Consider the following 21,792-nt stretch of genomic DNA (forward strand, 5'->3'; position numbering starts at 1 on the left):
GCGCAGTCCGGGCAGGGAGCACCAGCCGACCGGACCAGTGCTCGGGAATTAGTTGAATGTTTAACTTGTTGCTGTCAGCATGGACATCATGACGACCGACCGGCAGCCCGTTCTCTTCCTCAGCCACGGCGCGCCGCCGCTCGCCGACGACGCCCGATGGACCGCCGAGCTCGGCGCGTGGGGCCAGGACCTGCCCCGCCCGAAGCGCATCCTGATGGTGTCGGCGCACTGGGAGTCGGCGCCGATCGCGGTCAGCTCCACCACGGGAGCCCCGCTGCTCTACGACTTCTGGGGCTTTCCCCAGAAGTACTACGACGTGCGGTATGACGCCCCGTCGGCGCCGGACCTCGCCGCGGACGTCGCCAAGCTGATCTCCACCCCTGGACAGTCGCTCGTGCACGACGAGAGCCGCGGCCTCGACCACGGCGCGTACGTGCCACTCGCCGAGATGTTCCCCGACGCCGACGTGCCGGTGCTGCAGCTGTCGATGCCGACGCTCGACCCACAGGAGCTCTACGATCTGGGCCGCAAGCTGGCGCCCCTGCGCGATGACGGCACGCTGATCGTCGGGTCCGGCTTCACCACACACAACCTGCACCTGATGGCGCCGGGCTCCGACTCCGCGCCGCAGGCCGTGATGACGGAGTTCGACCACTGGGCTGCCGAGACGATGGCGCGCGGCGACCTGGACGCGCTGATGGACTTCAGCCACACCGCTCCGGCCGCCCAGCTCGCGCACCCGCGCACCGAGCACTGGGCACCGCTGTATGTCGCACTCGGTGCGGCCGCGTCCGACGGAGCCGCGTCACGCACCGTCATCGACGGCTTCTGGCACGGCCTGTCCAAGCGCAGTTGGCAGTTGGACATGCACTCCGCCGCCTGACGCGTTCTCGATCGAGCGGCATACCTCCACAATGACCGGCACACGGAATCCCCGCGATTCCCTACGCCGGTCAACACATTCGTCTGCCGCTCAATCAGGAGACGTGCGGCATGACCTCCGCGGCCACCAGATCCAGGTGCTCCAGGTCGTGCAGGTCGAGCACCTGTAGGTAGACCCGTTCGGCACCGGCGTCGGCGAGGGCCCGCAGCCGGGCGACCGCCTCGGCCGGTGTGCCCGCAACGCCGTTGGCCCGCAACTCCGCCGTGTCCCGCCCGATCGCCCTGGCCCGCCGCTCCAGCTCGGCTTCATCCTTGGCCACACAGAGCACTTGCGCCGCCGAGTAGGTCATCGAGTCCGCGGCGCGCCCGGCGGATTGGACCGCTGCACGTACCCGGCCGAACTGTGCGCGGGTGTCCTCGATCGAGGAGAAGGCGATGTTGAACTCGTCGGCATAGGTCGCGGCGAACCTCGGCGTGCGCTTCTTGCCGTGCCCGCCCACGACGACGGGAACACCACCGCGAATCCCGTCACGTTGCATCGGTTTCGGCAACGCCGGGCTGTCGACGAGCTGGTAGTGGGTGCCGTCGAACGAGTAGCTGCCGCGTGCGGACCACAGGCCGGTGACGATCTCCAGTTGTTCCTCGAGCCGGTCGAAGCGCTCCCGGGTCGACGGGAACGGGATGCCGTATGCCGCGTGCTCGCGCTCGAACCACCCTGCACCCAGCCCGAGTTCGACCCGGCCGCCGGACATGGCATCGACGTTCGCGACCTCGATGGCGAGCACGCCGGGCAGCCGGAAGGTCGCGCTCGTCACGAGCGTGCCGAGCCGGATCGTCGACGTCTCCCGGGCAATCCCGGCCAGCGTGATCCACGCGTCACTCGGGCCCGGCAGGCCCGTGGCGTCGCCCATCGCAAGGTAGTGGTCGGAGCGGAAGAATGCTCCGAAGCCGAGCTCTTCGGCACGTTTCGCGACGGCGATGAGGTCGTCATACGACGCTCCCTGCTGCGGCTCGGTGAAGATTCGTAGCTCCATGAAGCCGATGCTACGGGCCGGCGATCAGCAGACCGTCCGCCACGAGGTCGTGTATGACGGGCAGCGTCTCGCGCACCAACCCATCGGTCGGCACGTCGAGCAGGGACGCGATCGCGCCGAGTGCCTGCCGGGTGGACAACTCACCGTCGCACACGGACACGAAAGCAGCCATTGCGGTGTCGACCGTGAACGCTCGCCGCAGACCGCCGCCCTGCCGGACCACGATGACCGACGGGTCCTCGGCACCGGGCCGCCCGTGCCGCTCCTCGGTCACGTCCGGGGCAACGGTCAGCTGCGCGTCGAGGACGCCCGACTCCCCCACGTCGGCCAGCCGCGTCCGGGCCCGGAGACCCGCGTCGATGGCGGGACCCATCGGCGACTGCACCGGACCGGTCACCTCGACGAGGTCGCGCCATGGTCGGCGCCGGGTCTCCGGAAGCTGCACGGTGATCACGCCGAACCCGATCTCGCCGACGCCCCGCGCGGCGAAGTCGCGCAGCCAGGCGGCATACAGTTGCTCGAAACCGCTTGCCCCCGCACGCAATCCGCCGTCACCGGCCCACAGCTCGGCATACTCGGCCGGGTCCTGCGTGTCGCGCTGGACCACCCAGGCGTCGAGGCCGGTGCGATCGAACCAGGCGCCGACCACGTCCTTCCAGTCCGACCCCTCGGGCACCTCCCAGTTGGCGAGCAGCTGGGCGACGCCGCCGGCATTGAGGTGGCGCGGCAGCTCACGAATGAGCGAGCGCACGACGCCGTCACCGACGCGCCCGCCGTCCCGGTATTCGTAGGCCGGCACACCGTCCGCCCGTGGGGTGATCACGAACGGCGGGTTGCTGACGATCAGGTCGAATCGTTGTCCCGCAACGGGTTTGAAGAGGTCGCCGCGCCGCAGATCCCACTGGGCACCGTTGAGCCGAGCGTTCCACGCGGCGATGTCCAGCGCACGCTGGGAGGTGTCGGTCGCGACGATCTCGCCGGCGTGCCCGGTGAGGTGCAGCGACTGCACACCGCACCCGGTGCCGAGATCGAGCGCCCGCGCGACGCGACGGCGGGGCGTCCACGACGCCAGCGTCATCGACGCACCGCCGATCCCGAGCACGTGGTCCACCGGTAGCGGCTCGCCGGTCATCACCTCGGACACGTCGGACGCGATCCACCACTGGTGTTGATCGTCGCCGTACGGTCGCAGGTCGTATGCCGCCCGAGCACGCGATCCGTCCACGCGGACCAGGCCGGCGGCGGCCAACCGGGCGGTGTCCCAGCCGGCGAGCGCCCGGTCCAGCTGCCGGACGCCGGCTGGCAGTCCCAGCGCGAACAGCCGGACGAGCGTCGCCACCGGGGAGTCGTCGTCGCGCGTGGCGAGATCCGCGGGCAGCCGTTGCTCGCGGTGCAGCGCCGCCGACGCCAGTGGCCCGAGGCAGTCGGCGACGCCGTCCAGGGTGAAGTGCGCCGCGATCAGTGCGCGTCGAAGTGCGGCAGGGTCGTCGCCGAGCGGCGGCGGGGCGGAGTGCGGCATACCTCCATCCTGCCCAACCTGGCCGTCGGTCCGGATCGAGCGGCGTCGCGGCCGTACTGAGCCGGCCAGGCGCTACGCCGCGAGACAGGCCTTCAGGCCGTCGGTGAGCGCCACCCGGTCCAGGTCACGGCCGATGAAGACCAGCTTGTTGGACCGCTCCTCCACGCCCCAGGGCTGTGCGGGGCGGAATTCGTAGAGCCGGTGAATGCCCTGCAGGACCGACCGCCGGGCGTCCCCCTTGAGCGCCAGGATGCCTTTCAGGCGGTAGATCGTGTCGCCCTGCTCATCGACCAGTTGCGCGATCCACTTCTCCAGCCGGCTCGAGTCCAGCTCGCCGTCCAGCTCGATCCCCACCGAGGCGAGGGCCGGGTCGTGCAGGTGCTCTGCCTCCAGCCAGTCGGGGTCGATCGCCGCCGTGTGCGTCGTCGCGAAGGCATTGGTGCCGAGGATGCGGTCCAGGTCCACCGAGGCATAGGTGGCGGGCAGGATGTCCGCGGTCGCATTGATGCCACGCAACCGCGTCTCGACGGCGTCCAGCTCTGCCGCGTCGACCAGGTCGGTCTTGTTGAGCACCAGCTTGTCGGCGAAGGCGATCTGGTCCAGTGCCTTGTCGCCGACGCCCTCCACGTCGACCTCCGCCAGGTGCGGCAGGATGTGCTTCGCGTCGACCATGGTCACGATGGCGTCGAGTTCGACGGCCTGGCTGATCTGTTCATCGTAGAAGAACGTCTGGGCGACCGGGTTCGGGTCGGCCATACCGGTCGTCTCGATGACGATCCGGTCGAAGCGGCCGGGACGCTCCAGCAACGAGTGCAGCATGCGCACCAGATCGGAGCGAGCCGTGCAGCACAGGCAGCAGCCGTTGCTCATCTCGATGATCTCCTCGTCGCCCTGCAGGACCAGGGCGTCGTCGATGGAGATCTCGCCGAACTCGTTCTCGATCACGGCGATCCGCTGTCCGTGGTTCTCGGTCAGGATCCGGTTGAGCAAGGTGGTCTTGCCCGAGCCGAGAAAACCGGACAGAACGGTGGCGGGAATCTTCGAGGTGGTGGTCATCAGGTGCTCTCCGTACGAAGTGTCGAAAGTGATGTCGGGTGGCTTGCATGTAATGTGGCGCAGGCGCCGCGGCTGGCGTGTTCACCAGGCTCGAGGGGAGTTGACGGCCATGACGGGGACCGAACGCGCGGAGCACGGTGAGGGCCGGCTGCTCTCCGAGCAGACCTACGAACGGCTGAAGTCCGGTGTCCTCTCGGGTGAACTGCCGCCGGGAACGGCGTTGTCGGTGCCCGAGCTGGCCCGGCAGCTGAACCTGAGCCGCAGCCCGGTCCGCGAAGCCGTGCAGCGACTGATTTACGACGGGCTCGCGGTGCACGTGCCCCACCGCGGCGCCGAGGTGAGCCACGTCAACACCGACGACCTCCGTGAGCTCTACATCGTCCGGGAGCTCCTCGAAGGGTTGGCCGCTCGGCTGGCGACCGAGCGCAGCGACGCGGCAGGCGTCGGCGCCCTGCAGGAGATCCTGGACGAGCACGAGCAGGCGCTGACCGAGGACCCGAGCGATGCACGGCACATCGAGCTGGACATGCGCTTCCATCGGATGATCCGCCAGCTCGCCGCGAACAGTCATCTCACCGCTGCTCTGGACCCGATCAGTGGTCGTTCCCACTTCGCCTTGCACTCGCTGTGGCGCAGCCCCGATGCGCCCCGGCAGGCGCTCGACGAGCACCGCCGGATCGCCGAGGCCATCGTCATCGGCGACCCGGCGCTCGCCGAGCAGGCCGCCCGGCAGCACATCGCACGACTGCGCATCCGGCTCGTCCGGGCCCGCGCCTTCCAGCCCGATGAGGGCCATGCCGGCAGCCGGACCAAGGCCCGGCTGCAGCAGTGACCACCCATCGGACCGATGCCCCGCCGGCGTCTCAGCTCACGCCCGCTGCGGCCTTGGCCACCGAGGTCTTCGGGACCTCCTGGCCCGGCTCCGACCACGCCGACGGGGTGTAGCCGGCGTAGTGGTCCGCGTGGGAGTTGGTCGCCGACGCCTGGACGACCTCACCGCGCAGGTAGGCCTCGGCCTCCGCCTTGTCCCTCGGCGGCGGCGTCGGCTGCAGGCCGAGCATCTTGGCCATGTTGTTGCCCAGGTATCCCTCGAGGTCGTCCTCGGAGAGGTTGAGCCCCTGCGGCGCGTCGTGGCATAGCACTTCCAGCTCGCGCGCCCACATGCCCGGCTCGTTGGGCGGCGAATCCGTGCCGTAGACCATCTTCGACTTCTTCATCTCCTTGGCGAACTCCACGATCCGCGACTGGAGCAACCAGCCGGACTCACCGACGACGTTCTCGGAGTCCTGGATCATCCAGAACGCCTCGAAGCAGTAGACGCCGCCGGTCTGGATGCCGAAGTGACCGAGGATGAACTGCACGTTCGGGAACTCGCGGATGATCGGGTAGAACTGCGTCGGGATCGAGTAGGGACCGTCACCGGTGTGGATCAACACGATCACGCCGAGCTCGTCACAGACGCGCAGAGCCGGCCGCAGCCAGTCGAGGGCCCGGTCCGGCCGGTAGGAGTGCATGTTGGCGTGCAGCTTCATCATCTTGTAGCCGTGCTCCTTCACGTGGAAGGCGAGCTCGGCCGCACCGTTCTCCGGGCCGAAGCGCGGGTTGTAGATGAAGTTGCCGATGAACCGGTCGGGGTACTTGTGCACCATGTCGGTGACGTGCGCCTGGTAGTCGCGGATCCCCTCGCGCCCAGTCCGGTTGCCTTCGCGCCACTGGGTGTTGCCGGGGGGCGGCATGATGCAGCTGATGTCGACGCGGCGCGGCTTGCCGTTGATGTAGAACGGCCCGTCCATCATCTTGATGACCCGGTCGCCGGTGAACGGCGTCCCGGTGTGCCGCCAGGCCTCGTCCACCAGGTTGGTGGGGTGGACATGGGTGTCGATGAGCATTGTCGAGTCTCCTTCGGTCGGAGCTGATTGCTTCCCCGGCCGCGGCCTCGCACCGCACCTTCGGGCCACTCGCCGCGATGTGCGGCGTCCCGACGAGTGCAACACAATGCGCCGAGCAGTGTCAAGGGATTGCATGTAACTACCGCGAAGATTCCCAGGTCAGGCACCGGAAGGCTGCGGCACCGTTGAATCGAAGCGGCCAAATTGTTCGAAATCGTTGACAGCGATCGTCGTCACTGATTGCATGTAACAGCAGAACAACGGGACGTCCCTTCGACGTCCAGCGCCGGTGACCTCCCTTCCCGGGTTAAACCGTTCGGCCGACCGCCAGATCCCTCACGTGCAGTTCCGACGAGGTCGACGGCGAGCCGTGCTCGCCGGGGAAGAGGTCCGAATGAGTCACCCTGAACCCCAACACTGCGATCTGTTGCTGACGGGAGGCACGGTCGTCACGGTCGACGACGACCGGACGGTGCACCGCTCCGGCTTCGTGGCGGTCCGCGGCAACCGGATCGTCGCCGTCGGCCCCACCGAGCAGTGCGCCGCATGGAGCGCGGCCGAGACCGTCGATTGTCGCGGCAAGGCCGTGCTGCCCGGCTTTGTCGACGGTCACAACCACCTCTATCAGGCGCTGGCCCGCGGTCTCGGTGAAGGTATGTCGATCGTGCCGTGGCTGTGCGACTTCATGTGGCCCTACTCCATCGCCGTCGAGCATGCCGACGCCGTCGCCGGCGCACGACTCGGCGTCGTGGAAGCACTGCGCGGCGGCATCACCACGATCGTCGACAACCATTACGCGCCCAGTGCCCTCGAGACGACCCTGGCCGTGGCTGACGTCATCGAGCAGGTGGGCGGCCGAGGCATCGTCGCCCGCGGCATCGTCGGCGAACGCACCGAGATCTCGGCGACACGCGGTCAACCGCCGGAGTTGTTCCGCTACAGCGCCGCCGACGAGATCGCGATGACGCGGGAGGCGATGCAGGCGCGCCCGAGCGGCTCGAAGGTGACGGTCTGGCCGGCACCCCTGAACCTGACGTATGTCGATCAGGATCTCGTCGCCGCGAGCATCGAGTTGGCAAGGCAGTTCGGCACCAAGTGGCACACCCACTGCTGCGAGGGCAGCGATGATCCGGAGGGCTATCTCGAGACTTACGGGATCCGTCAGGTGCAATGGCTGGCCAAGGAGGGACTGCTCGACGATCGAGCGACCCTCGCTCACGCGATCTGGCTGGACGACACCGACCTCGATCACGTGATCGCGGCCGGTGCCGGCGTCGCACACAACCCGACATCGAACGCCTATCTCGCGTCCGGCACCGCGCGGATACCGGAGCTGCGGGCCGGCGGCATACCGATCTCGCTCGGCACCGACGGTCCCAGCTGCGGCCACCGGCAGGACATGTTCGAGGTGATGAAGCAGAGCGTCTTCGTCCAGCGACTGCACACCCTCGAGCCGGCCGCGGCCAGGGCGGCGGACGCCCTCGACCTGGCGACCCGCGAGGGTGCGCGCTACGCCGGGGTCGACGCCGGCCAGCTCGTCGGCGGTCGTCTCGCCGATCTGGTCGTCGTCGACCTGGACCAGCCGCACCTCCAGCCGGTCCATGACGTCGTCAGCACGCTCGTCTACTCCGCGCGCAGCTCCGACGTGGTGCTGACCGTGGTCGACGGGCACATCGTCTATCGCGACGGCCACTGCCTCCTGGTCGACGAGCAGGCCGTCATGGCGACCGCCCGCGAGCGTGCCAGCGCGCTGCTGGCCCGTGCCGGCATCAACTCGCCTTCCTAACAGCTGGCCCAATTCATCCGTAGCACAGCTCTTTTCGCCGTATGGCGTCACCGCACATCCCCCACTGCACTCACGAAACCCTGGAGGAGCAATGCCTCTTCGCGCAACCCGCCCGCCCGACCGCACCGCGACCCACCCCGTCGACACCCTGCCGCCACTGCGCCGGTCGATCCCGCTCGGCCTGCAGCACGTGCTCGTGGGCTATTCCGGCATGGTCACCGTGCCACTGCTCATCGGCCTCGGCATCGGCCTGTCGACCGATCAGATCGCCACGCTCGTGACGGCGAACGTTCTCGTCAGCGGTGTCGCCACCTTGATCCAGACGATGGGCATCTGGGGCACCGGTGTCCGGATGCCCATCCTGATGGGGTCGACCTTCACGGGCATCACGCCGGCGATCATCGTCGGCAAGGACGGCGGGCTGCCCGCCATCTTCGGCGCGACCATAGTCGCGGGCGTCCTGACCTGGCTCGTGGCTCCGTGGTTCAGCAAACTGCTGCGCTTCTTCCCACCCATCGTGACCGGCACCATCATCGCGATCATCGGCTTCTCGCTGCTGCCCTCGACGTCCAACCTGATCGCCGGATCCAACCCCACCGCAGCCGATTACGGCTCCGCCGAACGGCTGGGGCTTGCCGTCGCCACCATCGTCCTGGTCGTCGTGCTGGAACGCTACGCACCGGCGAGCATCGGCCGATTCGCCATCCTCATCGCACTCGCGCTCGGCACCCTGGCGGCCTGGCCACTCGGCCTGGTCGACTTCTCGTCGGTCGGACACGCGCAGTGGGTCGGCATCGTGCATCCCTTCGAATTCGGTGCTCCGACCTTCACGGTGGCCGCCATCCTGCCGATGCTGGTCGTGCAGCTGGTCAACATGGTGGAGTCGACCGGTGACACGCTCGCCATCGGACAGATCGTCGACAAACCGGTCGGACCCAAGGAGATCTCCAAGGCGCTGCGCGCCGACGGTGCCGGCACGGCGTTCGCCGGCGTCTTCAACTCGTTCACGATGGTGACCTTCGGTGAGAACGTGGGCCTGGTCAGCATCACCAAGGTGATGAGCCGCTTCGTGGTGGCGATCGCCGGCGTCATCCTGGTCGTGATGGGCCTGATGCCGAAGCTCGGCTCCGTCGTCGCATCGCTGCCGGGCCCGGTGCTCGGTGGCGTCGCGGTGGTGATGTTCGGCACCGTCGGCGCCATCGGCCTGCGGATCATCGCGCAGGCCGACCTCAACGAGGGCCGCAATCTGTTGATCGTGGCGGTGTCGTTCGGCTTCGGGCTGCTGCCGGTGGGTGCCCCGCAGTTCTACAGCCACCTGCCCAACGCGCTGCAGACGGTGCTGACCAGCGGCATCGCGGCCGGCGGGATCGTGGCCTTCTGTCTCAACCTGGTGCTGCACCACGGACCGGGTGCGCGCCGTACGGACGACGGCAGGCCGGACGAGTCGGACCCCACCTTGGAGCAGGAGGCGCTCGACGCCGTCTGAGCCGCAGCGAGAAGCGGCCCGCCATACCTCGAACCATGAGGTATGGCGGGCCGCTTCCGTCTGCCACGACGTATGACACCCGCCGCCCGCCCGCCCACCTCGCCGAGAGGCTCACCAATCGTCGAGAGGCTTAGCTAATGCGGCCGATTCGAGCGAATTAGCTGAGCCTTTCGAGGTGTTTCTGAGCCTCTCGGCGAAAGGCGTGGTCAGCCGGCGGGGGTCCCGGCTTGCTCGGCGGCTGCGCGGTGGACCGCATCCAGAATCTTCTCGTACCCGGTGCAGCGGCAGAGGTTTCCGGCGAGTGCCTCACGGATCTCGAGGTCGTCCGGGTCAGGGTTGCGGGCGATGAGGTCGTGCGCGGCGACCAGCAGGCCGGGCGTGCAGAAGCCGCACTGGACGGCACCGGCATCGATGAAGGCACGCTGCACCGTGTGCAGCTCCTCGTCGTCGCCGGCCAGCCCCTCCACCGTGACGATCTCACGTCCCTCCGCCTGCCCCGCGGCAACCATGCAGGAGCAGACCGGGACGCCGTCGAGATAGACGGTGCAGGAACCGCATTCGCCCTGTTCGCAGGCGTTCTTGGAGCCCGGGAGGCCGACGCGCTCACGCAGCGCGTAGAGCAGGCTCTCCCCCTCCCAGACGTCGTCGACCTCGGCCGCGCGGCCGTTGATCGTGGTGTTGACCCGCATGGTCAGGAAGCCTTCCGTTCGTCGGTGGTGGTGCAGTAGTCCCGCCAGGCCCAGCGCAGCGCCCTGCCGGCCATGACCGAGAGCGCATGCAGTCGGTAGGACCGGGTGCCACGCACGTCGTCGATCGGTGCGGCATCGGCCCGAACGAGACCGGTGAACTCGTCGATCACCGCCTGGGGCAGTGCTTTTCGGGATGACCAGAGGTCGAAGCTCGCCAGCGCGACTCCGAGGAACGCCTCGGCCTGCGCGGCCCGTCGAGGGGTCGGCGCCGCGGAACCGATGCCGGCGCCCACGGCATACCGGTCCGGCCACAGGGCGAGACCGAACCCGGTCACCGAGATCACCATGGCATTGCGGGTGCCGATCTTGCAGAACTGTTGCGGTCCGGTCGCTTTCGGTACCAATACCGCGGCGATGAGCTCGTCCGGCGCGCAGCAGTTGCGCTTGACGCCGGTGTAGAACTCGTCGATCGGCACGATGCGGGTTCCGCGCACCGACTGCAACTCGACGGCCGCACCTGCCGCGATCAGCGCGGGGTGCGAGTCCCCTGCTGGAGAGGCGGCGCCGAGGTTGCCACCGACGGTCCCCCGGTTGCGGATCTGCGGTGAGCCGACCGTGCGTGCAGCCATTGCCAGCCCGGGCACGAGCTGCGCGACCTCGTCGATGACGCGGGTGTAGCTGACGCCGGCGCCGAGCCGCAGCCGGTCATCGACGACCTCCCACCCCGTCAGCTCCGGTATGCCGGACAGATCGAGCAAACCGGGCGGTCGGCGCCGGTCGAAGTTGAGCTCCACCATGACGTCGGTGCCGCCCGCGATCGGGACGATGTCCGGATGGGTGGCCTTGGCTTCCAGGGCCTCGGCCCAGGTCTGCGGCCGGATGAAGTCCATGTCAGCCTCCGTGGTCGATGTGTTTGCCGAAGTGGTGGCACGTGTGCGTCATCCCCCGGGTGCGGTAGAACGCGTGGGCATCGCTGCGCTCCAGACCGGAGTCCAGCTCGAGCAGACCGCAGCCGGCAGCCGCCGCGCGCTCCTCGAGGAGCCGGAGCAGGCGGGCGCCATACCCCTTGCCCCGGTGGGCCGCGGTGGTGACCAGGTCGTCGACGTGCAGCCGGCGACCGCTCCCGTTCGCGGTCGTCGCCATCACCCGCCAGCCCGCGATCGCGTGGCACGTGCCCTCGGCGTCGAGCAGCGCACTGAACGTCGGCGCCGTCTCGTGGCTCAGCACGGCGGCCAGCAGTTCCGGGGTGAGGTGCGGCCGCAGCTCGCGCAGCACGGGTAAGGCCTGCGCCCACCGCGCGTCCTCTGCCCCCAGGTCGACGAGCCGCAGGGCCGTGGCTGCGGTCACGCGACGTCCCCGGAGCGGGCCGGCACCGCACGCCCCAGCGCGATGTCGTCCGGTGTGATCGGTGCGCGGGGCAGCTCCAGGCCGGTGGCGTCGCGCAGCGCGTTGAGGATTGCGGGGGTCGACGAAAGGGTGGGCGGCTCGCCGACGCCGTTGAGGCCGTATGGCGAGTCGGGATGCGGGTATTCGAAGAGTTCGATCCGCATCGGCGGCATGTCGAGGATCGTCGGGATGAGGTAGTCCGTGAAGGACGGGTTGCGTACCTTCCCGTGATCCAGCTGGATCTCCTCCATCAGCGCCAGGCCCAGGCCCTGCGCCGAGCCACCCTCGATCTGGCCTTCCACGGCAAGCGGATTCATCGCCTTGCCGACGTCCTGCGTGGTGGCCAGCTCGACCACCTTCACGAGGCCGAGCTCGGTGTCGACGTCGACCACCGCCCGGTGCGCCGCGAACGCGTAGGCGATGTGCGCGTCGCCCTGACCGGTTTCGTCGTCGATGGGTTCCGTGGGACGGTGGTGGTATTCGTGCGTGCGCTCGAGAGTCTCGTCGCCGAGCAGCTCGACGACCGATACCAGCGGTTCACCGGTCGTGGCGTCCACGACATACCCCTCGCCCAGTTCCAGGCTCGCATCGCTGCGGCCGCTGGACGCGGCGGCCCGGCGGATCAGTTCACGGGCGATCTGCCGGCAGGCGCCCTGCACCGCGCCGCTGGACATCCAGGTCATCCGGGAGGCGGAGGCCGAGCCGGCGTCACCGACCTGGGTGTCGGCGGGCAACACGACCACCCGCGAGATCCCGAGCTCGGTACGGGCAATCTGCGCCTGCACCGTCGTGACACCCTGCCCGCACTCGGCGGCGGCCGTGTGCACCGAGACGATCGGCTCGCCGCCGGCGACCGCGATGGTGACCCGCGCCGTCGAGATGTCGTCCACGCCACCGGAGTAGCCGATCGCCTTGACTCCCACGGCATAGCCGACACCGCGCCGGATGCCCTCGCCGTGGCTGGTGTTGCCGACGCCGCCGGGCAGTTCGCGGATGTCCGGTGTGCTGCTGGCGGGTGGCGGCAACGGCATACTGCCCAGCCGCTCGAGCAGTTCGGCGACCGGCGCCGGACCGTCGATCGCCTGACCGGTCGGAAGCACCGTCCCTGTCTGCATCGCATTGCGGATCCGCAGCTCGAGTGGATCCATCTGCAGTGCGCGAGCGAGCTTGTCCATGTTGGATTCCACGCCGTAGCAGGCCTGTACGGCGCCAAAACCGCGCATGGCGCCGGCCGGCGGGTTGTTGGTGTATGCCGCGAAGCCGTCGATCTGCGCATGCGGCACGTCGTAGGCACCGGCGACGAAGTAGGAACCGTTGGCGATCACCACCGGCGACGTCGAGGTGTAGGCACCGCCGTCCATCACCAGGCGTGCCTTGACGTAGACGAGCTTGCCGTCGCGGGTGGCGCCGTGCTCGTAGTACATCTTCGCCGGGTGCCGGTGCACATGTCCCATGAAGGACTCGTACCGGTTGTAGGACATCTTGACCGGCTTGCCGAGGCGCAGCGCGAGCATGCAGGCGTGCAGGTGGATCGACAGGTCCTCCCGGCCGCCGAACGCACCACCGACACCGGCCAGGGTCAGCCGCACCTTGTCCTCGGGGAGCGCAAGGCACGGCGCCATCTGCTCGCGGTCCTTGTGCAGCCATTGCGCCGACACGTAGAGGTCGACCCCGCCGTCCTCACCGGGGACGGCCAGGCCCGACTCGGGGCCCAGGTAGGCGTGGTCCTGCATGCCGGTCTCGTAGACGCCCGACACCACGACCTCGGCCTCCCGCTCGGCCCGCTCCATGTCACCGTGCCGGATCTTCACGTGTCGCACGAGATTTCCGTTCGCCATACCTTCCTGCACGGCGCGGCTGCTCGGGTCGAGCGCGAGCTCCGCGTCGACCACCGGGTCCATCACCTCGTACTCGACGTGGACCAGCTTGACGGCCTGCCGGGCGATCTCGGGCGAATCCGCGGCGAGGACCGCAACCGGTTCTCCTTGGTAACGCACGCAATCCATGGCCAGCACCGGCTGGTCCGCGACCTTCATCCCGTAGGTCTTGGCGCCGGGGACGTCCTCGTGGGTGAGCACTGTGTGCACCCCGGGCAGCGCGAGTGCCTGCGAGACGTCGATCGACAGGATGCGAGCAGCGGGATGCGGACTGCGGACCGTCGCGCCCCAGACCATGCCCTCCATCCACAGGTCGGACGAATAGGCGAACCGCCCGGTGACCTTCAGATTCCCGTCGGGGCGCTTCGCGCACGACCCGACCTTCCCCGCGGAGCGTGTTTCGGAAGCTGCGACGAGACCTACCTGGCGTGCTGTCATGCGCCGGAATCTACTCGTGTAGATCCGTTCTGTCCAGAGTCGCTCGGACCATCGCTCCGCGCTGTAGCCTTCCCGCATGTCGCGTGTGACCCGCAATGACGTGGCCCGGCGCGCCGGCACCTCGACCGCCGTCGTCAGTTACGTCGTCAACAACGGGCCCCGACCGGTCGCGGCCGCCACACGTGCCCGGGTCGAGGCGGCGATCGCCGAACTCGGTTACCAGCCGGACCTGGTCGCCCGCGCCCTCCGTGCTCGCCGGAGCAACACGATCGGCATGGTGGTGCCGGACAGCAGTCAGGCGTTCTTCAACGAGCTGGTGCACGGGGTCGAACGCGCGGCATACGCGCGAGGGTCGTTGGTGCTGCTCGGCAACGCCGAGTTCTCCGTCGAGCACGAGGACCGGTACCTCGAATCGCTCACCAGCATGCACGTCGACGGCGTGCTCCTCGCGCGGGCGGAAGTGCGCCGCTCCCACCAGAGCGGCCCACGCGCCGGGCTCGACTCGGCGGTGCCAGTCGTGCACCTCAACAACGCCGCGCCAGAGGGGTCGGGCGCCACCTCGGTGGTCCTGGCGAACACGGCGGGCGGCCGGATGCTGACCGAACATCTTCTGGCCCACGGCTATTCGCGCATCGGCTGCCTGACCGGCGCCGCACCGTCGGGCGCGGTGGCACAGCGCGCCGAGGGTTGGCGCGACGCCATGCGCGAGGCCGGCCGCAACCGGCCGATGCGGCGGACCTCGCTCGACCGTAGGCGCGCTCGCGAGGTCGTCACCCGCTGGCTGCGCGACCCCGACCGGCCGGACGCGATCGTGGCCACCGCCGACGGTCTTGGGTTGGACGCCATCGCCGCGGCCCACGCCCTCGGCCTGCGCGTGCCGGAAGACCTGGCAGTCGTCGGCTTCGGCGGGACCCAAGCCGCCGCGGACAGCTGGCCGTCGCTCACCACGGCCGGGCACTCGTTCGCCGATTTCGGCGAAGTAGCGGTGCGAACACTGGCGGCGGTCGCCGAACACGGCAGCCACCCGGACGTGGTGCTCGACGTCGGTCTCACGATGCGCGCCAGTTGTGGTTGCCATGCCTGACAGGAACCGCCCGGACAGCGACACATTGCATGTTTTGCCAGGCGATCAGCGGTGGCGGATCAAACTGCCGCAGCTCCAATACAGCACGGCGACACGGCGCCGCCAACGGAGGTGGGACATTCTGCAACAATCCGTTGACAGTCCCTCCATTACATGCAATCTTGTTGCCCAGGCGTAACCGCCTCGCACACCCCGTAGGTACGCGTGATCGCGTGGCCGGGGGCCCGGCACGGACGACAGGGTCCTGCCGGAGCTTCGGACCCGATGCCTCCCCGCGGCAGCGTCACCGGACCCGAGGCAGACCCACCGGCCGGCGACTCCTTCGAGGTGAGTGACCATGGTCTGGAATTTCCTCTCCGCATCCCCGCAGCCCACCGCGGGTGATCCGCCCAGCGCTGTCGACGAGCGACTCCCCTTCGGCCGCACGGTGCTGCTCGGCGCACAGCACGTGCTCATCATGTATGCCGGCGTCGTCGTGGTGCCGATCCTGGTCAGCGCCGGACTCGGCCTGTCCGGTGAGCAAACCGCGCAACTGGTCAGCATCGACCTGGTGCTCGCCGGCGTCGGCACTCTCCTGCAGGCACTCGGCCTGTGGAAGTTCGGGATCCGGATGCCGCTCGTCGTCGGCGCCGCGTCCAACGGCATCGTGCCGATGATCCTGGTCGGCAAGGACAAGGGCATGGGTACCGTCTACGGCTCGCTGCTGGTGGTGGGCATCCTGTGGATCCTGCTCGCGCCGGTCTTCTGCAAGGCGTTGCGCTACTTCCCCAACGTGGTGACGGGCACCGTCATCGCGCTCATCGGTCTCACCCTGGTGCCGGTCGGCCTGAAGATGATCGCCGGCCCCGATCCGTCCGCGCCGAGCTACGGCAGCATGCGGAACATCGCGCTCGCCGCGTTCACCTGTCTGCTCATCGCGGTGTTCTACCGGGTGTTCCGGGGACTGCTGAACCAGCTGTCGATCCTCATCGCGCTGGCCATCGGCTCTGCCATCGGGTGGTTCACCGGCATGTCGAGTCTGAAGGATGTCGGGCACGGGCCCATCGTCGCGTTCGTCGAGCCTTTCCATTTCGGGGCGCTGAAGTTCGACATACCGTCCATCGTGCTGTTCCTGATCATCGCGTTCGTGCTGATGGTCGAGGGCAGCGGCCAGGGGTTGGCGGTCGGCCAGGTGGTCGGCAAGAAGACCACGCCCGACGGCATCGCCCGCCTGCTGCGCGTCGACGGCCTGCTGACCGCGATCAGCGGCATCTTCAACGGTTTCGCCTACACCACCTTCGGTCAGAACATCGGGCTCATCGCCCTCACCCGGGTGCGCAGCCGGTTCCCCGTGGCAGCGGGTGGGGTCATCCTGGTGGCGCTCGGCGTCTTCCGCCCGTTCGGCGAGATCATGGCCGCCATACCGCAGCCGGTCATCGGCGCCGCTGCCGTCGTGACGTTCTCGGCACTCGCCGTCTCCGGCATCCAACTGCTCTCCAGCGTGGATTTCGGCCGCCCGAGCAACCTGACGATCGTGATGCTGTCGCTCGGCTTCGGGCTCGTGCCCGCCGGAGCGCCGAACTTCTACCAGCAGTTCCCCGACTGGGCGCAGATCTTCCTCAAGAGCGGCGTCGCCACCGGCACCGCGGTCGCCGTCCTGCTCAACATCCTCTTCCACCACCTCGGCAACTTCGACCACGAGGACCGCGTCGACTTCCACGGCACGGCGAACGAGGACGTGAAGACCGCGCTGGACGACCCCCGCGCGGCCGAGGCACTGGACGCGCCATGAGCGAGCGACCAACGACTCAGGTGAAGGGCGCGACCCGACGAAGGAGGAGCAGGCCATGAGCGAGCGGCCGCGGCTGGTCGTGGCGATGACGGGGGCGAGTGCGCCGGTGCTCGGCATACACCTGCTGCAGTCCCTGGCCAGGCTCGGCACGGTCGAGACCCACCTGGTGATGTCCCGCGCCGCACATCGCACGATCGAGCTCGAAACCGACTACCGGTCAAGAGAAGTCGCCGCACTCGCGGACGTTCACCACCGGTGCGGCGACATCGCCGCACCGATCGCCTCCGGCTCGTTCCTCACGCTCGGCATGGTCGTGGTGCCCTGCTCGATGAAGACTCTCGCGAGCATCGCGCACGGTTTCAGCGAGGACCTGGTGTCCCGGGCAGCGGACGTCTGTCTCAAGGAGCGGCGCCGACTGGTGCTCGTGGCGCGGGAGACTCCGCTCAGCCTGATCCACCTGCGCAACATGGTGGCGGTGACCGAAGCCGGCGCCGTGGTGCTCCCCCCGGTGCCGGCGTTCTACCACCGGCCGGAATCGGTCCCCGACCTGCTGGCGCACCTCACCGGCAAGGTGCTCGACCAATTCGGCATCGAGCACGACCTCTACCCGCGCTGGCAGGGACCACCCGACACGGCGAGTCTTCGATGGGACGACGTCGCAGCAGACCTGAAGGAAGCACGCAGATGAACACTTCGGCGTCCGCTCAGGACCCGCACGCTTTCGTCGAGGCATACCGGCGCGAGTATCCGGACGACGTGCTCGTCGTCGAGGAGCCGGTGCCCGCGGACCAAGGCATCACCGGACTGATCTACGAGCTCACCGCCACCGGCCGGCGGCCGATGGTGCTCTGCCGCAAGGTCGACGGCCTCGACGTGCAGGTGCTCAGCAATGTCTTCGCGTCCCGCGAGCGGATCGCGCGGATCCTGGGCACCGACCTCCCGGGTCTGCACGAGACCTACCAACGACGCGCGGCCAATCTGCTCCCGCCGCGGCTGGTCGACGTGGGCCCGATCACCGAGGTGGTGCGCTCCGGTGAGGACGTCGATCTCCGCGCGCTGCCGATGATCCGGCACTTCGGGTCGGACCGGGCGCCATACATCACCAGCGGAATCCTGGTCTGTCAAGATCCGCTCAGCGGAGTCGGCAACCTGAGTTACCACCGGTCGATGGTGCATTCGCCGCGGGAGCTGGCCACCAGCCTGCACTCGCGCGGAGACGCGTGGCGGATGCTGCAGCAGGCGCAGGAGCGCGGCGAGCGGCTTCCGGTCGCGATGGTGATCGGCGGCCATCCGCTCTTCATGCTCGCCGCGTCGGCACGGGTGGGCTACGAGATCGACGAACGCGCAGTGGCGGGAGGCCTTTTCGGTGCTCCGCTGGAAGTCGTGGAAACGCCGAAGCACGGCATACAGGTGCCTGCGTGGGCAGATTTCGTGCTCGAGGGCACGATCGATCCCGAGGCGCATGCCGACGAAGGGCCGTTCGGCGAGTTCTCCGGCTACTCCTCCGACCGCTCGACGCGCAATGTGCTCCATGTCGACACAGTCCTGCAGCGACGCGAGCCTTTGCTGATCGACGTCGAGGGCGGCAATACCGACGAGCACCTCAACCTGGCGCGGATCCCCCGCGAGTCGGAGATGGCACAGAAGCTCAAGGAGCGCTTCCCGGACGTGACGGCGGTGCACTATCCGACATCGGGCACGCACTTCCACTGCTACGTCGCGCTCCGGCAGCGCCGCCCCGGTCAGGCACGACAGGTCATGCTCGGGCTGCTCGGCTGGGACCCCTACCTCAAGACGGTCATCGCGGTGGACGACGACGTCGACGTCACGCAGGACAGCGAAGTGCTGTGGGCACTCGCGACCCACTTCCAGCCGGACCGCGACCTGTTCACGGTCGACGGCCTGCCGGGGTCGCCGCTGGACCCGTCATCGTCCGCCGACGGCACCACGTCCCGGCTCTGTCTGGACGCCACGCGCGGACCGGACTTCCACGGGCGACGCATCGTGATTTCCCAGGACGCGCGTGACTGGGCGCGCGACCTGCTCGCGTCCATGAGCTGAGGTCGTCAGCCCTCGTCGGTGGGCGCGGTGGCGTCGTCGGCGACCGCCTCCGCAACGGTCGGGTAGATCCGGAAGACACGGTCCAGGCCGGTGATCCGGAAGTTTCGCAGCAGCCGCTCAGAAGGTATGACGAGCGCCAGGTCGCCACCCTCGAGTCGCTGCTGCTTGAGGCGGGCGACCAGCACCCCGAGTCCCGTGGAGTCCAGGAAGGGCACCTCGGTCAGGTCCATGAGGACCTTTTCGGAGGACTCGGTGATCATCCTCGAGAGCGCATCGCGCAACCGAGCCGCCGCCGACACATCCACGTCACCGACCAGGCGGATGACCGTGAAATCGCCCTCGTCGCTGCCGGTGATGTCCAGAACGGTCACGGGGAGTGCCTTTCGATGTCGGGAGCGGCTGCTGCGGGCAAGTCTCCCATCGACGCGGCCGGGTGGTGTCAGCACCTGTCCCCGATCGGACCTACCGTGGGAGGTGCCATGACCGACACCGCGCCGCTGACCGCTCCTGTGTTGTCCCCGCTCGGGGATCAACCGGCCGACTTCGACGCGCGCGCTGCCCTGGCGGCCCTCGATGGCGTGGGCACCGGACAACTGCTGCACGTGCGGGAGATTCCGGGACGCCCTGCCCAGGAGACGGCGTGGCCGGAGTGGGTCAACCCGCAGGTCGCGGCAGCCATCAAGGGCACCGGCATCCTCCGGCTGTGGTCGCACCAGCGGCAGGCTGCCGACCTCGCCCGCTCCGGCCGGCACGTGGTCCTGTCGACCGGCACCGCGTCGGGCAAGAGCCTGGGTTATCTGCTGCCGATGCTGTCCGGCGTGGCAGACGGCTCCGCGGCGCCGACCGGCCGTGGCGCGACGGCCATCTACCTCGCGCCCACCAAGGCGCTCGCGGCCGACCAGGAAGCGCGGATCCGGGGTTTCGCCATACCGAGCGTGCGCGCAGCGACCCTCGACGGTGACACGCCACTCGACGAGCGGCGGTGGATCCGCGATCATGCGTCGCTTCTCCTCACCAACCCCGATCTGTTGCACCACACGCTCCTCCCGGGACATGAGCGGTGGGCATCGTTCTTCCGCGCGCTGCAATATGTCGTGATCGACGAATGTCACGTCTACCGAGGGGTTTTCGGCTCTCACGTCGCCGGTGTTCTGCGCCGGCTGCGACGCATCGCGGCGCGCTATCACGCCGACCCGACCTTCGTGTTGGCCTCCGCCACGGTCGCGACTCCTGGGCTGCACGCGAGCGAGCTCACCGGGCTGCCGGTCCAGGAGGTCACCGAGGACGGCTCACCACGGGCCCCGATGCTCGTCGGGCTCTGGCAACCGGGCGCCAAGGCCGGTGCCGGCAGCGAGGATGCGCGACGCAGCGCCGTGGCCGAATCGGCTGACCTGATGGCAGCATTGATCGACCGGGGCGTGCAGACCCTGACCTTCGCGCGTTCGCGCGTGGGCGTCGAGGTCGTGGCGGAGATGGTGCGCCGGTCCGCAGGCGAGGGCGTTGCCGCATATCGGGGTGGCTATCTCCCGGAGGAGCGTCGCGCGCTCGAACACGACCTCCGGACGGGCAAACTCAGAGGACTCGCGGCAACGTCGGCACTCGAGCTGGGCATCGACGTCAGCGGCCTGGACGCGGTCATCCTCGCCGGCTGGCCGGGCACCCTTGCATCGCTGTGGCAACGCGCCGGCCGCGCCGGGCGCAGCCGGCGTGCTTCGCTGGTCGTGCTGGTCGCCGATGACGACCCGCTCGACAACTTCCTGGTGCATCACCCGGAGGCGGTGTTCGAACGGCCGGTGGAGGCAGCCACGCTCGACCCAGGCAACCCGTTCGTCCTCGCTCCACACGTGGCGGCGGCCGCGCACGAGCTGCCGGTCACCGACGGCGACACCACACTGTTCGGGCCGTCGCTGCCGGGCATCCTTCACTCGCTGGTGAGCGGCGGCATCCTCCGGCGGCGTCCCCGGGGCTGGTTCTGGGCGCGCGACGACCGGCCGGCCGACCACTTCTCATTGCGCGGCGGCGGCGAGGACGACGTCCGCATCGTCGAAACCGGCACCGCGCGCGTCCTCGGCACTGTGGACGCGACGCGCGCCCACGCTGCCGTCCACACCGGTGCTGTCTACCTCCACCAAGGGCAGTCGCACGTGGTGACCGAGCTCGACCTGGAGGCGACCACCGCACAGGTGGTCGTCGGTGACCCGGGCTGGTCCACGGTGGCGCAGTCCGTGTCGGCGTTCGACATCCAACAGGTGGACCGGGAAACCCGTTGGGGCAGTGTGGCTTTGCACTTCGGCACGATCCGGGTGCGCACGCAGGTGACATCCTTCCAGCGGCTGCTGCCGTCGGGCGAGGTGCTCGGCATACACCGGCTCGACCTGCCGGAGCAGGAGCTTGTCACGCGCGGCGTGTGGTGGACGCTCGACGAGAACGAGTTGCTGGCCACAGGGTTGGCGCCGGCTGCCCTGCCCGGCGCGCTGCATGCCGCGGAGCATGCCTCGATCGCGATGCTCCCGCTGGTCGCCCAATCCGACCGGTGGGATGTCGGCGGCGTGTCCACCGCCCTGCATCCGGACACCGGGCTTCCCACCGTGGTCGTCTACGACGGTTACCGCGGAGGTGCCGGCTTCGCCGAGCGGGCGTATGCCGAGGCGGCGACCTGGTTGATGGCAACCCGCGCGGCGATCGCGGCGTGCGCGTGCACCGACGGCTGCCCCACATGCGTGCAATCCCCTAAATGCGGCAATGGCAACAATCCGCTGGACAAGGCCGGCGCGGTCGTCGTGCTCGATCGCGTGTTGCGGGACCGCAGCTGACCCTGTTCTACTTCCGTAAAT

General features: G+C 68.9%; 18 protein-coding genes. 9 read left to right on the forward strand and 9 right to left on the reverse strand.

The window, feature by feature from the left end; all coding sequences use genetic code 11:
- The first annotated feature begins 88 nt into the window (after positions 1-88).
- Positions 89-883, forward strand: coding sequence for a dioxygenase family protein (locus tag ACN8HC_RS08485; protein ID WP_490074395.1), 795 nt, complete (start codon positions 89-91; stop codon positions 881-883).
- A gap of 94 nt (positions 884-977) precedes the next feature.
- Here ACN8HC_RS08485 and ACN8HC_RS08490 read toward each other — a convergent pair whose 3' ends face one another.
- The 3 genes from ACN8HC_RS08490 to ACN8HC_RS08500 form a co-directional block, all read right to left on the reverse strand.
- Positions 978-1,916 (reverse strand): LLM class F420-dependent oxidoreductase, encoded by a 939-nt coding sequence (locus tag ACN8HC_RS08490; RefSeq protein WP_490074396.1) that lies wholly within the window; start codon positions 1,914-1,916, stop codon positions 978-980.
- Positions 1,917-1,926: 10 nt separating this feature from the next.
- Positions 1,927-3,435 (reverse strand): DUF7059 domain-containing protein, encoded by a 1,509-nt coding sequence (locus ACN8HC_RS08495; RefSeq protein ID WP_490074397.1) that lies wholly within the window; start codon positions 3,433-3,435, stop codon positions 1,927-1,929.
- Positions 3,436-3,507: 72 nt separating this feature from the next.
- Positions 3,508-4,491 (reverse strand): CobW family GTP-binding protein, encoded by a 984-nt coding sequence (locus tag ACN8HC_RS08500; protein ID WP_490074398.1) that lies wholly within the window; start codon positions 4,489-4,491, stop codon positions 3,508-3,510.
- 109 nt (positions 4,492-4,600) lie between these two features.
- Between ACN8HC_RS08500 and ACN8HC_RS08505 the strand changes: the two genes are divergently transcribed.
- Positions 4,601-5,323: a GntR family transcriptional regulator gene (locus ACN8HC_RS08505; protein ID WP_490074399.1), complete on the forward strand. Its 723-nt coding sequence runs from the start codon at positions 4,601-4,603 to the stop codon at positions 5,321-5,323.
- A gap of 31 nt (positions 5,324-5,354) precedes the next feature.
- Here ACN8HC_RS08505 and ACN8HC_RS08510 read toward each other — a convergent pair whose 3' ends face one another.
- Complete coding sequence (locus tag ACN8HC_RS08510) at positions 5,355-6,380, reverse strand: amidohydrolase family protein (protein ID WP_490074400.1); 1,026 nt, start codon at positions 6,378-6,380, stop codon at positions 5,355-5,357.
- Between the two features lie 394 nt (positions 6,381-6,774).
- Here ACN8HC_RS08510 and ACN8HC_RS08515 point away from each other — a divergent pair, with 394 nt between their 5' ends.
- Together ACN8HC_RS08515 and ACN8HC_RS08520 are read left to right on the forward strand one after the other, a co-directional pair.
- Positions 6,775-8,166 carry an amidohydrolase family protein gene (locus tag ACN8HC_RS08515; protein ID WP_490074401.1) on the forward strand — a complete coding sequence of 464 codons (1,392 nt, stop codon included), beginning with the start codon at positions 6,775-6,777 and terminating at the stop codon, positions 8,164-8,166.
- Positions 8,167-8,257: 91 nt separating this feature from the next.
- On the forward strand, positions 8,258-9,652 hold the full coding sequence (locus ACN8HC_RS08520) for a nucleobase:cation symporter-2 family protein (protein WP_490074402.1): 1,395 nt from the start codon (positions 8,258-8,260) through the stop codon (positions 9,650-9,652).
- A gap of 206 nt (positions 9,653-9,858) precedes the next feature.
- On the opposite strand, the gene ACN8HC_RS08525 is transcribed toward ACN8HC_RS08520, so the two are convergent.
- From ACN8HC_RS08525 to pucD, 4 genes are read right to left on the reverse strand one after another with little or no spacing between them, the layout of a single operon-like run.
- Positions 9,859-10,341, reverse strand: coding sequence for a (2Fe-2S)-binding protein (locus ACN8HC_RS08525; protein ID WP_490074403.1), 483 nt, complete (start codon positions 10,339-10,341; stop codon positions 9,859-9,861).
- 2 nt (positions 10,342-10,343) lie between these two features.
- Positions 10,344-11,231, reverse strand: a complete 888-nt coding sequence (locus tag ACN8HC_RS08530) for an FAD binding domain-containing protein (protein WP_490074404.1) — start codon at positions 11,229-11,231, stop codon at positions 10,344-10,346.
- A 1-nt stretch (position 11,232) separates the two neighbouring features.
- Positions 11,233-11,688 (reverse strand): GNAT family N-acetyltransferase, encoded by a 456-nt coding sequence (locus tag ACN8HC_RS08535; RefSeq protein ID WP_490074405.1) that lies wholly within the window; start codon positions 11,686-11,688, stop codon positions 11,233-11,235.
- A complete protein-coding gene (pucD, locus tag ACN8HC_RS08540; protein ID WP_490074406.1) occupies positions 11,685-14,042 on the reverse strand; it encodes a xanthine dehydrogenase subunit D in 2,358 nt (785 codons plus the stop codon). Before pucD ends, ACN8HC_RS08535 begins: the two co-directional genes overlap by 4 nt.
- 76 nt (positions 14,043-14,118) lie before the next feature.
- On the opposite strand from pucD, the gene ACN8HC_RS08545 reads away from it, so the two are divergent.
- From ACN8HC_RS08545 to ACN8HC_RS08560, 4 genes are all read left to right on the forward strand, one after another.
- Positions 14,119-15,126, forward strand: a complete 1,008-nt coding sequence (locus ACN8HC_RS08545) for a LacI family DNA-binding transcriptional regulator (RefSeq protein WP_490074407.1) — start codon at positions 14,119-14,121, stop codon at positions 15,124-15,126.
- 337 nt (positions 15,127-15,463) lie between these two features.
- Positions 15,464-16,897: a nucleobase:cation symporter-2 family protein gene (locus ACN8HC_RS08550; protein ID WP_490074408.1), complete on the forward strand. Its 1,434-nt coding sequence runs from the start codon at positions 15,464-15,466 to the stop codon at positions 16,895-16,897.
- A 55-nt stretch (positions 16,898-16,952) separates the two neighbouring features.
- The gene (locus ACN8HC_RS08555; RefSeq protein WP_490074409.1) at positions 16,953-17,585 is read left to right on the forward strand and encodes a UbiX family flavin prenyltransferase; all 633 of its coding nucleotides are present in this window, start codon (positions 16,953-16,955) and stop codon (positions 17,583-17,585) included.
- Positions 17,582-18,958 carry a UbiD family decarboxylase gene (locus ACN8HC_RS08560; protein ID WP_490074410.1) on the forward strand — a complete coding sequence of 459 codons (1,377 nt, stop codon included), beginning with the start codon at positions 17,582-17,584 and terminating at the stop codon, positions 18,956-18,958. Before ACN8HC_RS08555 ends, ACN8HC_RS08560 begins: the two co-directional genes overlap by 4 nt.
- A gap of 5 nt (positions 18,959-18,963) precedes the next feature.
- Here ACN8HC_RS08560 and ACN8HC_RS08565 read toward each other — a convergent pair whose 3' ends face one another.
- The gene (locus ACN8HC_RS08565; protein ID WP_490074411.1) at positions 18,964-19,329 is read right to left on the reverse strand and encodes an STAS domain-containing protein; all 366 of its coding nucleotides are present in this window, start codon (positions 19,327-19,329) and stop codon (positions 18,964-18,966) included.
- A 108-nt stretch (positions 19,330-19,437) separates the two neighbouring features.
- Here ACN8HC_RS08565 and ACN8HC_RS08570 point away from each other — a divergent pair, with 108 nt between their 5' ends.
- Positions 19,438-21,771, forward strand: coding sequence for a DEAD/DEAH box helicase (locus ACN8HC_RS08570; RefSeq protein WP_490074412.1), 2,334 nt, complete (start codon positions 19,438-19,440; stop codon positions 21,769-21,771).
- Positions 21,772-21,792: the final 21 nt, after the last annotated feature.

It is taken from the genome of Flexivirga sp. YIM B11880 (genome assembly GCF_058148645.1).